This window comes from Streptomyces sp. NBC_00236, from assembly GCF_036195045.1.
Taxonomy (GTDB): Bacteria; Actinomycetota; Actinomycetes; order Streptomycetales; family Streptomycetaceae; genus Streptomyces.
Map to the genome: position 1 here is coordinate 1083259 of NZ_CP108100.1, position 14003 is coordinate 1097261.

The window sequence follows — 14003 nt, forward strand, 5'->3', positions numbered from 1 at the left end:
TTCCTGATAGTTTACTGCCCGCATCGTGGAGAAGGACGCCGGGGAGCGTCTCGAACCACGCGGACATTCCCCGGGGAGGGCAGAGCGGTATGACTACGGATTCGACGGCTACGGGCTTCGGCACACAGGAGGTGCGGCGGGCCAGGTACGCCATCGCCGCGGTCTTCACCGTGCACGGCGCGGTGACCGGCAGCTTCGCCACCCGCGTGCCCTGGATCCAGGACCACGCCGGGGTCAGTGCCGGGCAGCTCGGCATCGCCCTCGCCTTCCCCGCGATCGGCGCCTCGCTCGCGATGCCGCTCGCCGGTACGGTCAGCCACCGGTTCGGCGCCAGGACCGCGCTGCGCGGGCTGCTGGCGCTGTGGACCCTGGCCCTGATCCTGCCCGCCCTGGCCCCGAACCTGCTGACGCTGTGCGCGGCGCTCTTCGTGTACGGGGCGTCCGCCGGAATGTCGGACGTGGCGATGAACGCGCTCGGTGTCGAGGTGGAGAACCGACTCGACAAGTCGATCATGTCCGGGCTGCACGGGATGTGGAGCGTCGGCGCCCTCATCGGTTCGGCGGCGGGCACGGTGGCCGCCCATCTGGGGGCCGACGCACGGCTGCACCACACACTCGTCGCGCTCGTCCTCACCGTCCTGGGCCTCGTCGCGTGTCAGCGGGTGCTGGACCTGCGCAGCGAACCGGACGAGGAGCCGCCGCCGCGCTTCGCCCTGCCGCCGAAGTCGGCGCTGATCATCGGCGCGGTCGGCTTCTGCGCGGTGTTCGCCGAGGGCGCCAGCCTGGACTGGTCGGCGGTCTACCTGCGTGACGTGCTGGACAGTTCGGCCGGGCTCGCGGCCGCGTCGACGACCGCGTTCGCCCTGACCATGGCCATCGCCCGGATCGCCGGCGACCGGATCGTCGACCGCTTCGGTGCGGTGCGGACCGTGCGGACCGGCGGCGTTCTCGCGACGGCCGGCGGGATCATGGTGGTCACCGCCCCGAACGCGGTCCTGGCGATGTCCGGCTTCGGGCTGATGGGGCTCGGCATCGCCGTGGTCGTGCCGCTCGCCTTCGCGGCGGCAGGGCGCAGCGGTCCGAACCCGAGCCAGGCGATCGCCGGCGTCGCCACGATCACGTACACCTCGGGGCTCATCGCCCCGTCGGCCATCGGCTCCCTGGCCGAGGCCACCTCGCTGGTCGTCTCGTTCGGTGTGGTGTCGGTGCTGGCGTTCGGGCTGGTGCTCGGCGCCGGGGTGCTGCGGGCCGGCGACCGCAAGACCGTGGCGTCCTCGGACGCCGGCGCCGCGAGCCGGGCGGCGGCCGAGTCGCGCCCCTGACGTGCGGCGGGCCGGTCCCCGGCTGAGAGAGAGCGCCGTCGCGGCACTAACATGGCGCTGATCTGTTCCGCGGTGGCGCCGTGCCCGACGAGGCACCGGACTCCGCATCTACACACAGGGAGCAACCATGGGCGGCCTCGGCGTGCGCTGGACCTTGCACGGCGACGGGAAGACGCCCGCACCGGGCGCGGTCGTCCGCCCCGACGAGCGGCTCAGCTGGCCCCGGACCTTCGGGCTCGGCGCCCAGCACGTGGTCGCGATGTTCGGCGCGTCGTTCGTCGCGCCGGTGCTCATGGGGCTGGACCCGAACCTGGCGATCATGATGTCGGGTGTCGCGACGGCCATCTTCCTGCTGGCAACGCGCGGGCAGGTGCCCAGCTATCTGGGCTGTTCGCTCTCCTTCGTCGGTGTCGCCGCGACGATCCGGGCCAGTGGCGGCAGCAGTGCCGTCGTCACCGGCGCCGTGCTCGTGGTCGGCGCGGTGCTCTTCCTCGCCGGTCTCGCGGTGCAGCGGTTCGGCGCGCGGATCATCCACGCGGCCATGCCTCCCGTGGTGACGGGCGCGGTCGTCATGCTGATCGGGTTCAACCTGGCGCCGGTGACCGCGTCGACGTACTGGCCGCAGGATCAGTGGACCGCGCTGCTGGTCATGCTGTTCACCGGACTGGCCGTGGTCTGTCTGCGCGGGTTCTTCTCGCGTATCGCGATCTTCCTCGGTCTCGTCTTCGGCTATGTGCTGTCCTGGGTCCTGGACCGGGTCTTCGGGAAGATCCACTCGCCGGCCGGCGGTGCGGAGGCCGTGGACCACTGGCGGCTGGACCTGTCCGGTGTCTCGAAGGCCGACTGGGTCGGTCTGCCGTCGTTCCACGCCCCGAGTTTCGAATGGTCCGCGATCCTGGTCGCGCTGCCCGTCGTCATCGCGCTGATCGCCGAGAACGCAGGCCATGTGAAGGCGGTCGGTGAGATGACGGGTCGTTCCCTGGACGGAAAGCTCGGGACCGCCATCGCGGCGGACGGCGCCGCCTCGATGCTGTCGACCGCCGTGGGCGGTCCGCCGAACACGACGTACTCCGAGAACATCGGGGTGATGGCCGCGACCCGGGTGTACTCCACGGCCGCGTACTGGGCCGCCGCCTGCTTCGCCCTGCTCTTCGGTCTGTGTCCCAAGTTCGGTGCGGTCGTCGCCGCCATCCCCGGTGGGGTGCTGGGCGGCATCACCGTGATCCTCTACGGCATGATCGGGCTGCTCGGCGCCCAGATCTGGCTCAACGCCAAGGTCGACCTGCGCAACCCGCTGAACCTGGTGCCGGCCGCCGCAGGCATCATCATCGGCGTCGGCGGGGTCAGCCTGAAGATCTCCGACAACTTCGAGCTCAGCGGAATCGCACTCGGCACCATCGTCGTCATCACGGGCTACCACGTGCTGCGGGCCTTCGCCCCCGCCCATCTGAAGACCCAGGAACCCCTTCTGGACTCCGGTACATCCGCGTACGACAAGGAGCCGCCGGCCTCCGGGGCCTGATCCCGTCAGCCGGTGGCCAGCTGGTAGGCGTAATCGGGGGTGAAGGACCCCGCCGCGCCCTTGCAGCCGTCGGACTCGCCGGGCAGTTTCACCCACAGGTAGGCGTCGACGCGGGATTCCCCCGTGTCGGTCGTGGGTGTCCGGCCGAGCGCCCGGCCCGACGGATCGCACCACGCGCCCGCCTCGGGCGGTCCGTTCCCGTTGCGGCTGGTGTCGATGACGGCCCCGAGCCGCGCCGGGCCGCCGAGTGCGGCCAGCACCCGGCGGGCGTAGGCGGCCTCGTCCGCGGTGCGGTGGAAGTTGGACACGTTGGTGAAGATGCCGTCGCTGCTGCTCGCCGCGCCTGCCGCCCGGAGCGCCGCGGCCTGCTTCGAGGCCGCGTGCCAGCCGGAGTGGCCGCCGTCGAAGTAGACCCGCGCCTTCGGGTTGGCCGCGTGCAGCGTGCGGCCGGCCCGGGCCAGTGAGGCGTAGCGCGCCGCGCGGTCGCCGGACGAGAGACAGTTGGCGAGTGCGATGGCGTCGGGTTCCAGGATCACGATGACCGGCGCGCCACCGAGTCCCGCCGCGAACTCCCGGATCCAGGCGTCGTACGCCGCGAGGCCGGGCGCCCCGCCCTGGGACGCCCCTCCACAGTCCCGGTCGGGGATGGCGTACGGCACGAGTACCGGTGTGCGGCCCGCCCGGGCCGCGGCCGCGGTAACCGACCGGACCTGGCCGGTGACGGCGCCCGGGTTGTAGGCGGCGAACCAGACGGCGGCGGGCTGCGCCGCGATCCGCGTCTCGATCAGCGGGCGCCGCGGGTCGTCGCGGTGGGCGGCGACCCAGTCCAGGACCTGCGAGGCGGGGTGGCGGTAGAGCCGTCCGTCGGGCGGGGCAGCCGCCGCGCTGTGGGACGCCGCCGGCGCCGGCTTCTTCGGCGGGCGGGTGGTGCGGGAGGCGGTGGGACGCGTGGTGGAAGGGCTCGGCGAGGCCGCCGTCGGGCTCGGGACGGCGGGCAGGGGCGCCACGGTCGGCGACGCCGTGGTGTCGGGGCGGGCAGTGGTCCGCCCCTCCTCCCCGGCGACGGCGGAGATCACTCCCGCCGCTGTGCCCGCGGCCACCACGGCCGAGGCGACGACCGCCATGACGTGCCGGCGAGCACGACGTCTGCGTTCCCCGAACTCCCTCCGTGCGACCCGGCGTTGCATGCGTGCGCCCGACACTCCTCGTTCCCCTCCCCGGCCCCGGCGGTGCTGCCGTCGTTACCCCATTCCGATGAACCGACGGCTCCCGGGTGCCACGGCGAGCCTAGGGCTGGGACGCTGCCCCCATGGCGCAGTTCGAGCAGTTGGAGCAAGTCGCGGACGGGCCCGCCCCCGAGGGCGCACGCACCGGCGCAGGGCCGGCGATCGCGCGGATGCGCTCGTTCCGGCCGTCGGCGGGCCGTGGCGAGGACGGGATCGCCGTTTTCCACAGTGTCTGCCTCGCTGTCCTCGACACGCAGGCCGGGGCCGTGTCCGGGGTGCTGGCGGCACGCCTGGCGGAACGGTATCTGGCCGCCGTCGACCCTGCGGCGGCCGGGCACCGGATGCCGGACTGCTGGCGCCCGCTGTTCCAGTACCGGCGCCATCCCGGCGTACGACCGGTGCAGTTCGCCCTCGCCGGTCTGAGCGCGCAGGCCGGCCACGATCTCGCGCTCGCCGTCGTCGACACCTGCCGTACGCTCCGCTGTGCCCCGGCGGACCTGGCGGACGAGTTCGACCGGGTGGGAAGTCTGCTGCTGATGCTGGAGGAACGGATCGGCGAGGATCTGATGCCGGGTCCGGAACGGCTGGAGGTCACCGATCCGCTCACCCATCTGATGGCCAGCTGGAACCTGGAGCGCGCCTGCGAGGCCTCCTGGTCGGCGGCCCGGGTGCTGTGGAGGCTGCGCGATGTACCGTCGCTGGCCGCGGAGTTCGAACAGCGGCTGGACGCGGGGGCCGGCCTGGTCGGGCGCTGCCTGCTCACACCCTGCCGCTGACCGGGTCCGGCCGCCGGCCTCCTGCGGTCATGTCACCCGGAAGCAGTTGCCGTACCGGTGGACCGCGCCGGGCGCCGTGACCGTGGCGCGCACGGAGGCGGCCGCCCCGTCGGTGCGGAACGCCTGGCCCGAAAACAGCGCAACCGGCCACCCGGGGACATAACATCCCTGCCTCATGGGCCGGTTGACCTTGAAAAGGCGGCGCACACACGAGCCTGAACCTGGATCTGGTCAGGCACTGTCGGCGCGGTTAGGCTCCCTCTTGGCCACCGCGTGCCGGTGACCGACGCGGTCGTTCCCGGACCGTGCGGCAGTGGAGCCGCGAGCTGTCGCAACCGGGGCACGTCGTTGTGGACGCGATTTCGTCCCGCCGGGTGGTTCGTTTCGCGTCACAGCTCGGACGGGTAGCCAGGAAGGGCGTGTGATGAACGACATGAGCTCGGTGTTCGCCGAGGTGGACACATTGCGGAACGGGCTCCCCGAGCGTGGTTCGTACCGCTCCGAAGCGACCTTGAAGGAACTGGCCCGCCAGATCGAGAACACCCGGAGCCTCTCGCGGCAACCGGCCGCTCAGGCGTTCCTGGAGGACATCCACTCGTTCACTCCCGGCGAGCGTCTGCGCGCCACGAAGGAACACATCAACAGCCGGCGGGACAACCATCTCTTCTCGCTGTTCGACGCTTCGTACTTCCCGAAGCTCTCCCTGGACTACCTGACCTACGAGGAACTGCCCACGGACACCCATCTGGCCCAGCGGTACGCCAGCGGGACCGCTCCGGTGCGCATCACCGGGCGGTCGGCGGGATTCCGTTCCCGGGTGGTCGTGGCGCTCTTTCCGGAGAATCACATCGACGGGCTCCAGGACCCGGACGACCTCGTCTTCTACTTCATCGACAAGTTCGTGGAGCGGCACAACCGGATCACCCGGGGAATGATCGACGCGGTGATGGCCAAGGGCAGCTTCCCCTTGATCCAGGGGGCCTCGGACGCGACGATCGAGCAGGCGTCGTCGTGGTGGGTGCGGCTGCACGAGTACCACCACCGTCAGGGCGACATGCCCATCCCGGACTTCCTCGACGCGAAGAAGTACAAGCCGCTGGCCGGGCTCGAGGAGCTGCGGGTGGACGTCTCCGCGATGCTCGCGCTGCTGGGCGACGAGAAGCTGCCCCGCGAAGAGGCGCTCACCGCCTACGAGTACATCCTGGCGGAACGGCTGCTGCGCTACGCGGTGGAGGGCATACCGCGTCCGAACTACGACGCCGTCGCTTCGCAGTTGCTCTTCGGCTATCTGCAGAAGCACGGGGGCATCCGGGTCAAGGACTCGGTCATACGGCTGAGCCCGGAGATCTCCGGCGTGCTGGCACAGTTCCTCGCCGAGATCCACGCCATCGAGGCGCACATCCGGCACGAACCCGTGGCGGCCGTCCGCAAGCAACTGATCGCATTCACCGACAAGTACACCGACTACGACCCGGTGGCCCGTGACTACCGCTACGTGCCGTTCTTCGCCGAGGTCAAGCAGAAGCTGGGCATCTGAGGGACGGACCGACCGCCCGGTGGAATACGGAACAGCCCCCGCGCCAGGGACCGGACAGGTCCCTCACCCAGGCCCCTTCGGGGATGTCCACAGGAACTCTCACCAGTATCAGGAGTGTTTGTGACCACTGCCGTTGAGCTCTCCACCGCCGACCGTGACGCACTCGACGAACGGGTGGACAAGGAAATAGACAGAGCACGTCTGCGGCGTGCCGACAACGGCTTCTTCGGCAAGGCGCGGAGCGTGGATTCCGTCACCCCGCAAGGCGCGCTGGACATCGCCGTCTGGTGGCGGGTGATGACGAAGAGCTTCATGTTCAGCACGCTCGCCGGGCTGGGCACCATGGCCCGCACGTTCGCCACCCGGGAGGCACCGACGCGCGATCTGCTCGGCGCCTTCCAGACGGTGTACCAGGTCATCGGTGACGACCTGGACAACGCGGCCCCGGAGTTCAGCGCGGTCGCCCCGACAGGGCCCGCGGGAATCCACTACGTCTGGTGGGACGACACCATCGTCGCGCCACTGGCCTCGCGGCTGGGCCCGGACGCGCAGCGGAGTGCGGAGGCTCTCCCCGGCCCCGTGGCCGGCCTGCTGAGCAACATGGAGCGGCTGGCCGACTCCCCGCTCGGTGCCGCCGTCCAGCTCCGGGTGGTGGAGACCATCGCGCTGGACATCGCCGTGGCCTTCCGCCGGATGTACGCGAAGGTGTGGGTGGACGGGGAGAAGGTCTTCGGTGAGACCTCCCAGTTCGCCTGGATCGATGCGCACATCAAGGCGGAGACGGTGCATGCCGCGCAGGTCAGCGACGACGAGACCGGCATGACGATGATGGTGACCACGAACACGGAGGCCGCGGAGTTCGAGCGGTTGGTCGCGGAGTACGTGGACAGCTGGTCCGGTGCGCTGGAGTGCTTCGCGGGCAGGCTGGCCGGGGCTCCGCCGGAGTCCGCCGCGGCGACGGTCTGAGAGGGAGGGACCGTTGGAGGTCGTCGACCGATACGGTCTCGCGCTGGCACTGGTCGAGGCCGGGGAGGTGGCGGCGGAACCCTGGCGCGACGCGGATCACCCGGTCGATGTCGTACGGGTGGTGAATCCGCCGGCGGCGAGCTGGGACGAACTCGCCGCCCGGGGGTTCGTGCACAAGCCGTCCGTGGTCAGCTGGGTGTCCGGACTGGGCGCCGACGAGGAGACCCACCTGGCGGGCCTGCACCGCACGTCCCGCAAGTCCATACGGCAGGCCCGGCGGGACGCGGCCTCCGCCGGCCTCCGGATCGTGCTGGAGGACCCGGTGACGCCGGACTCACTCGACGGGTTCCTCGCGCTCTACGAGGACCGGGTGGCCGAGATGCGGTTCGGCGTGCCCTTCGCGCTGGACTACCGGGACGCGGTGCTGCACGGGCCGCGGAGGTTCTTCGGTGTCTTCGGCTACGAGGGTGACGAACTTGCCGGTGGTGTACTGGTGTTGGAGTGCCCCGAGGTGGACCTGCTGTTGCTCAGGTTCTCCGCGGTCAGCGCCCGGTGGCGCCGGTCCAGCCTGGCGCGCGCGCTCTACCTCGCCGCCATGCAGGCCGGGCGGGACCGGGGGTACACCCGGGGGTCCCTGGGGAACGAGCCGAATCTGCTGGGTCATCTCACGCAGCCTGGGCTGTTCCGCTTCAAGACCGGGCTGGGTTTCCGGGCGGTGCCCTCGCAGGAGTGTGCCGATCCACAGGGCGGCGACGAGGCGGATCTCGTCCTGCGACTGGACGCGCTGAGCGATCCGACCATGATCCTGGGTTATGCCCCGCGGGATGCCCGGAACCGGGGAGGCGCACGGCTGACCGGCCATCTGATCAGCAAGGCACGAGTGGATCCGACGCTCTACCATGCGCCGTTCCTGACGTCCGTGACGGTGCGGCCCCCCGGAGCGGTGCCGGCATCCGCTTCGGACCGCATGTCGCCGGTGTAGCCCGGGCCTCCCCGCCCGGTCCGGACCGGGCGGGGAGGCCCGGGATTCCGGTACCACCCACTCCGGCCGCGGTCCGCGGGGGCGTCCCGGGGCCGCGACGCGTCAGGCCTGGGCGGCGGTGTTCTCCTCGACCCAGTCGTAGACCCCGCCCAGGATCTGCCGGTGCTGTTCCCGTCCCATGAGGGCGAGGAAGCCGGGGATGGGATTGACCTCGAGAATCACATAGCCGTCCGGGGTGGGCAGAACGTCCAGCCCGGCAAGGGTCATTCCCATGGCGCGCGTGGCCGCCAGTGACAGCTCGATCAGCTCGTCGGGCGCGTCGAACCGTTCGTAGCTCGCACCCTCCACCGTCTTGCAGCGCCAGGAGCCGGCGGCGGGGAGCTTGAGGACGTTGAGCGGGGTCGCGTCGCCCGCGACGACGATCCGGTACTCGCCGCCCTCGGTCGGGAGGTACGGCTGGCACACGAGGGTGGAGAAGCGGGAGAGCAGGTCCTTGGCGGTCTCCTCGCCGGAGACCGGGTCGTCGACGCGCTCCACGTCGACCCCGCGGTATCCGAAGGAAGGCTTGAGGATCACCGTCCCCCACTCGGCACAGGCGGCCTCGACGTCCGCGAGGGACGTGACGGACCGCACCGGCGGTACGGGCAGACCGGCAGCCGCCAGCCGCTGCGCCATGAGGAACTTGCTGTATCCGGTGACCCAGACGTCCGCCGGATCGAACAGGCGGACCCCGGGGACATTGCTCAGCATGCTCAGCCGCTCGACCCGGTCCTGCCAGTCGTCACCATAGAGCTTGCACCGGTTGATGATGGCCTGGAACGAGTCCGCGGGCTCACCGCCCAGCGTGAGCGTGGGCCCCGAAGGGCCGGGGCGGTACGCCATGTCCTCCAGGGTGAAGAACGCGGTCTCGTGGCCCCGCTCGCGCCCGTAGTCCACCAGATGATGGCCGTCGGGATCGATCCCTGAGTAGTCCCAGCCGAGCAGACCGATTCTCACGCCGCCTCCAAGAACTCACGTGCCGCACCGCACACGAGTCGCACTCCAGTGCAGGTCGAGCGATCCTGACCTTCACGCCGGAGGTATGTCAAGGGCGAATCGACCGGCCTGAGTTGAGTTGATTGCCTGCTGAAACGATGCGTGCACACAGGGCTTCCGCGACCCTGCGTAATCCTCTAGGCTCAGCCGCTCGATCGCGTTGCTCAGGGGGATACTCGATGACGAGAGGTGCCGCGGTGGGTAAGTGGGAGACGCTGGTCCGGCCCGGACCGGACCGGACCGCCGCGTATCGGGCGGCGGGCTGGTGGCGGGAATCGACCTTCCTGGACGACCTGTCCGCGGCGGCACGAGACCGCGGGGACCACCCGGCCCTGTTCGCGTACGAAGGCCGTGGTCCGGCCGAGGAGATCAGCTACGCCGAACTCCAGGTCCTCGTCGAGAGGTTCGCCGCCGCACTGAGTGAACTCGGCGTGGGGCGCGGGGATGTGGTGGCGCTCTACCTCCCCAACCGCTGGGAACTGACCCCGCTCTATCTGGCCTGCCACCGGGTGGGTGCCGTGGCCACCCCGGTGATCCCCGCCCTGGACGTACGCGAACTGGGCCATGTGCTGCGGGACAGCGCGGCCAAGGTCTGTGTCACCGTCGACCGCTTCCAGGACGCCGACTACGGCGCCCGCCTCAAGGAGGCCGCCCCGCCGACGCTCGCGCACCGGGTGGTGATCGGCGACGCCGAGCCGACCGGCGCGCTCGACTTCGACGCGTTCTTCGTCCGTACGCCCTGGGAGGAACGCCGGGGCGTCGACGAGGCCGACCGGCTGGGCCCCGACGAGCCGGCGCTGCTGCTCTACACCTCGGGAACCACCGGCCGGATGAAGGGGGTGGTCCACAGCCAGAACACCCTGCACGCGGCGGTGCTCGCGGTCTCCGTGCCGCACGGCCTGACAGGTGACGACGTCGTCTCCATCCCCAACTTCGCCACCCACATGGCCGGGCTCACCTACGCCTGCTACATGCCGGTGCTGCTCGGTGCCACCTGTGTCGTGCAGGACGTGAACCGGGACATGGAGCTGCTCCTGGACCTCATCGCACGGCATCGCGTCACCTGGGCGTACGCCTCGCCCGCCTATCTCCTGGACATGCTGGATGTGCAGGCCGAGGCGCCCCGTGACACGTCGAGCGTCGTGCAGATCGTCTCCGGATCGGCGCCGATACAGCCGCAGTTGATATCCCGGATGCGGGAGGTCTTCGACATCCCGGTGCGGGCCCTGTGGGGCATGACGGAGAACGGAGCGGTCACGGTGACCCGGGCCGACGACCCGGAGGGCTGGGCCGGCCACAGCGACGGCCGCTCGGAGCCGTCGATGGAGCTGCGGATCGTGCCGGCGACGGGCCCCGAGGGGAGCACCGACACCGGTGGCGGCCGGCTGCTGGTGCGCGGCGCCTCGCAGTGCCTGGGCTATCTCGGCCAGCGCGAGGTGTACGAGGCGTGTCTGGACGAGGACGGCTGGTTCGACACCAGTGACCTGGCCCGGGACGACGGCCGGGGCGGCATCCGGATCGTCGGCCGCTCCGTCGACCAGGCCGTCCGCGCCAACGGTCAGAAGGTCTCGACGCTCGAGGTGGAGTCGGTGCTCATCCGGCACCCGGGCGTGCGGGAGGTGGCGCTCGTGGGCTACCCGGATCCGCGCATGCCCACCGCCGAACTGGTCTGCGCCGTGGTGGTGGCCGAGGGGGAACCGCCCACGCTGGCGGAGCTCCGCGGGCATCTCGCGGAGGAGAAGATGGCCGAGACGCTCTGGCCGGACCGGGTCCAGTTCGTCTGGGAGCTGCCCAAGAACTCTCTGGGGAAGATCCTCCGCCATCCGTTGCGCCAACGCCTTGAGGTCGAATACACCACGCACCGATGACAGCGGCCCCACGGGCGCCACGCACTCCCCCGGACGCGAACGCCACGGCGGATCCGGAGGCGGGCGCCGCGGGAACCGCCGGATCGCGCTCGCGGACGGTGGCGCTCGCCATCATCTCCGTGGCGCAGCTGATGTTCCTGCTGGACGCCACCATCGTCAATGTCGCGTTGCCCAGCATCCAGGGAGCGTTGCGGCTCAGCGGCTCCGATCTGGAGTGGATCGTCGCCTCGTACTCCGTCGCCTTCGGCGGGCTCCTGATACTCGGCGGGCGGCTCGGCGACATCCTCGGGCGGCGACGGATGTTCACGGCGGGGATGGCGCTGTTCACCGTGGCCTCGCTGCTCGGCGGGTTCGCGCAGGAGCCATGGCTGTTGATCGTCTGCCGCACCGTGCAGGGCATCGGTGCCGCGGCCGCCTCGCCCGCCGCGCTGTCGCTCATCGCGGTGACGTTCCCGCAGGGGCGGGAACGCGACCGGGCCGTGGGCTGGTACACGGCTGTGGCCACGGCGGGCGGCGGCGTGGGGCTGTTGGCCGGGGGCGTGATCACCGCGTATCTGTCCTGGCGCTGGGTGATGTTCGTGAACGTCCCGATCGGGGTGGTGGTCCTCGCCCTGTCCTGGAGAGTGCTGCGCGAGACGCCCCGGCAGCGCGGCAGGTTCGACCTGTCCGGAGCGCTCACCGGCACTCTGGCCGCGCTCCTGCTGGTGCACGGCCTGATCAGCGGCGCCTCGGACGGCGGTCACTGGACCGACCCGTCGGTACTCGCGGCACTCGGCGTGGCAGCCGTCCTGCTCCCGGCGTTCGTGGTGATCGAGCGACGCGGCAGCCAGCCACTGGTGCCCCTGCGACTGTTCGCGGGCCGGACCCGGTGCGGCACGTACGCGGTGCTGGCGCTGACCAACACCGCGATGTTCGGCATCTTCTTCTTCCTGACGCTCTTCCTGCAGCAGGTCTGGGGCTACAGCCCGCTGGACACCGCGCTCGTCTACATTCCGCTGACCTGCCTGCTCGTCGTCGGCGCGAAGGCCGCCTCACGGTTCGTCACGTTCCTCGGCGCGCGCGCACTGGTGTGCTGGGGCCTGCTGGCCGCCTCCACCGGAATGTTCTGGCTCTCCCGGATCGGGGAGTCCGAGGGGTACGCCACCGGGATGCTGGTGCCCACCGTGCTCACGTACGCGGGACTCGCCGTGACCGGCGTGCCGCTGACGCTGGCCGCGCTGGCGGACGTGGCCGACCAGGACTCCGGTGCGGCCTCCGGGCTCCTCAGCATGTTCCGGCAGATCGGTGGCGCGATCGGGCTGGCGGTGCTGGGCACCGTGGTCTGGTCGACGGTCGCATCGGCGGCGGACACCACCTCCGCGAAGGACGCGCTGGCCGAAGGCATCGGCCATGGCTTCCTGGTGGCCGGCGGAGTCGCCGTGCTGTCGCTCCTGGTGGCGTTCTTCACCCTGCCTCCGCACACCTCCGTACGCGCGGAGCGGGCCGGGTCCGGTGACCCCGCCGCGGTCCGGGACGCCGGCGAGCGGGGGAAGGGATGAGCGTCTCGTCCACGTCAGCCGGCCCGGCCGACTTCCTGGTCATCGGCGGTGGCATCGCGGGGGCGGCCGCCGGGTACTTCCTCGCCCCGCACGGCCGCGTCGTCCTCCTGGAGGCCGAAGGGGCCCCGGGCCTCCACGCCACCGGGCGCTCCGCCGCGCTGTTCTCCGAGTACTTCGGGAACGCCACCGTACGGGCGCTGACCGTCGCTGCCCGCACCTTCTACGAGGCCCCGCCGGACGGCTTCACCGCTGTCCCGCTGCTCACCCCGCGCGGTGTGCTCGCCCTGGAGACGCCCGGCAGCGCACCGCAGTTCGAGGCCGCCCGGGCAGCCGGGGCCACCGCTCCCCGGCCGGTCCTCGAGGTGGACCGGGAGCGGGCACTGGAACTCTGCCCGGTGCTCCGCCCCGGGGCCTTCGGGCGCGCGCTGTACAAGCCCGGCGCCTGCGACATCGATGTGGACGCCGCCCACCAGGGCTTCCTTCGGGGGCTGCGCGCTCACGGCGGCAGCGTGGTGACGGGCGCCCGGGTCCACGCCCTGCGCCGACGGGCCGGCGCCTGGAGGGCCTCCACCGCGCACGGGGAGCACACCGGGACCATCGTGGTGAACGCCGCCGGCGCCTGGGCCGACGACGTGGCGCGTCTGGCGGGCGTACGGCCGGCGGGGCTGGTGCCGCGCCGCCGCACCGCCGCGCTCGCCCGGATCCCGGTCGCCGTCGCGGTCACCGGAGATCGCGAGGGTTCGGGGGGTACCGCACTCCGGGCGGAGGACGTGACGGGCTGGCCCATGATCACGGACGTGGCGGACACCTTCTACGTCAAACCCGAGTCCGGCGGGCTGCTGCTCTCCCCGGCGGACGACACCCCCGCACCGCCCGGCGACGCCCGCCCCGTTGAACTCGACGTCGCCACCGCCGTCGCGCGCTTCGAACGGGTGGCCACCCTCCGCCTGCGGCACATCAGCCATGCCTGGGCCGGCCTGCGTACCTCCGCCCCGGACGACACGCCCGTGATCGGTCCCTGCCCGCGCACGGCCGGCTTCCACTGGCTGGCCGGTCTGGGCGGTTACGGAATCCAGACCGCCCCGGCGGCCGGTGCGCTCCTGGCCGCACTCGTCACCGGAACACCACCCCCGTCTGAGCTCGCCGCGCTGGTCAAGGGCCTCACTCCCGCCCGTGACCACGGAGCTGATCGCGAGGAGCGGTGAACCCGCCTCCTCGCGCCCTCACCTGT

At 71.4% G+C, this 14003-nt stretch carries 11 protein-coding genes; 9 read left to right on the forward strand and 2 right to left on the reverse strand.

The annotated features are described in order from the left end of the window. Positions 1–89 precede the first annotated feature (89 nt). Together OG446_RS04710 and OG446_RS04715 are read left to right on the forward strand one after the other, a co-directional pair. Positions 90–1322 carry an MFS transporter gene (locus tag OG446_RS04710; RefSeq protein WP_328892844.1) on the forward strand — a complete coding sequence of 411 codons (1233 nt, stop codon included), beginning with the start codon at positions 90–92 and terminating at the stop codon, positions 1320–1322. Between the two features lie 127 nt (positions 1323–1449). After that, positions 1450–2844 carry a uracil-xanthine permease family protein gene (locus OG446_RS04715; RefSeq protein WP_328892845.1) on the forward strand — a complete coding sequence of 465 codons (1395 nt, stop codon included), beginning with the start codon at positions 1450–1452 and terminating at the stop codon, positions 2842–2844. A gap of 5 nt (positions 2845–2849) precedes the next feature. Here OG446_RS04715 and OG446_RS04720 read toward each other — a convergent pair whose 3' ends face one another. Further along, positions 2850–4046: a glycoside hydrolase family 6 protein gene (locus OG446_RS04720; RefSeq protein ID WP_443050035.1), complete on the reverse strand. Its 1197-nt coding sequence runs from the start codon at positions 4044–4046 to the stop codon at positions 2850–2852. 107 nt (positions 4047–4153) lie between these two features. Here OG446_RS04720 and OG446_RS04725 point away from each other — a divergent pair, with 107 nt between their 5' ends. The 4 genes from OG446_RS04725 to OG446_RS04740 all read left to right on the forward strand — a co-directional run bounded on the left by OG446_RS04725 (position 4154) and on the right by OG446_RS04740 (position 8331). Next, positions 4154–4846, forward strand: coding sequence for a DUF5995 family protein (locus OG446_RS04725; protein ID WP_443050036.1), 693 nt, complete (start codon positions 4154–4156; stop codon positions 4844–4846). Between the two features lie 424 nt (positions 4847–5270). Then, a complete protein-coding gene (locus tag OG446_RS04730; RefSeq protein WP_328892846.1) occupies positions 5271–6383 on the forward strand; it encodes a DUF6421 family protein in 1113 nt (370 codons plus the stop codon). A gap of 120 nt (positions 6384–6503) precedes the next feature. Next, positions 6504–7349, forward strand: coding sequence for a DUF6202 family protein (locus OG446_RS04735; RefSeq protein WP_328892847.1), 846 nt, complete (start codon positions 6504–6506; stop codon positions 7347–7349). A 13-nt stretch (positions 7350–7362) separates the two neighbouring features. Then, positions 7363–8331 (forward strand): GNAT family N-acetyltransferase, encoded by a 969-nt coding sequence (locus OG446_RS04740; RefSeq protein WP_328892848.1) that lies wholly within the window; start codon positions 7363–7365, stop codon positions 8329–8331. A 102-nt stretch (positions 8332–8433) separates the two neighbouring features. Here the strand turns inward: OG446_RS04740 and OG446_RS04745 are convergent, their stop codons facing one another. Beyond that, complete coding sequence (locus tag OG446_RS04745) at positions 8434–9327, reverse strand: ATP-grasp domain-containing protein (protein WP_328892849.1); 894 nt, start codon at positions 9325–9327, stop codon at positions 8434–8436. A 218-nt stretch (positions 9328–9545) separates the two neighbouring features. Between OG446_RS04745 and OG446_RS04750 the strand changes: the two genes are divergently transcribed. From OG446_RS04750 to OG446_RS04760, 3 genes are read left to right on the forward strand one after another with little or no spacing between them, the layout of a single operon-like run. Next, the gene (locus OG446_RS04750) at positions 9546–11234 is read left to right on the forward strand and encodes an AMP-binding protein (RefSeq protein ID WP_328892850.1); all 1689 of its coding nucleotides are present in this window, start codon (positions 9546–9548) and stop codon (positions 11232–11234) included. Further along, positions 11231–12772, forward strand: a complete 1542-nt coding sequence (locus tag OG446_RS04755; RefSeq protein ID WP_328892851.1) for an MFS transporter — start codon at positions 11231–11233, stop codon at positions 12770–12772. The genes OG446_RS04750 and OG446_RS04755 overlap by 4 nt, the downstream gene beginning before the upstream one ends. Further along, the gene (locus OG446_RS04760) at positions 12769–13977 is read left to right on the forward strand and encodes an NAD(P)/FAD-dependent oxidoreductase (RefSeq protein ID WP_328892852.1); all 1209 of its coding nucleotides are present in this window, start codon (positions 12769–12771) and stop codon (positions 13975–13977) included. Before OG446_RS04755 ends, OG446_RS04760 begins: the two co-directional genes overlap by 4 nt. The last annotated feature ends 26 nt before the right edge of the window (positions 13978–14003 follow it).